Here is a 360-nt window from a genome sequence, read left to right on the forward strand (position 1 = left end):
GTCCTGCACCGGCGGTGCGGCGGCCGGTAGCGGGCACTGGGTCAACGCCACCAACTGGGTATTCGACTTCGAGCGTGACCTGCCGCCCGGCATGCGCTGCACGGTGCGCATTGCCGGCGGGCTCAAGAGCGTGGCTGGCAAGGCCTACGCGGGCAAGCCGGAATACCGGTTCGAGACCGGTGGGCCCACGGTGGTATCGGCCCGGCCTTCCGGCGGAGAGGTGGAGGAAGACCAGGTCTTCGTGCTGCGCTTTAACGGCGCGGCCACGGCCGGGTCGATCCGCGAACACGCGTGGTGCCAGGCCGAGGGCCTGGGCGAGCGCATTCCGGTACGGCTGCTGGCCGGCAAGGAACGCACGGA

General features: G+C 70.6%; 1 protein-coding gene. It reads left to right on the forward strand.

Translation table 11 applies throughout. From position 1 onward, the window contains the following. The coding region (locus AB4Z35_RS31335) for a hypothetical protein (RefSeq protein ID WP_442101343.1) at positions 1–360 on the forward strand (360 nt) is incomplete at both ends.

This window comes from Pseudomonas sp. KB_15 (assembly GCF_052114525.1).
Classification (GTDB): domain Bacteria; phylum Pseudomonadota; class Gammaproteobacteria; order Pseudomonadales; family Pseudomonadaceae; genus Aquipseudomonas.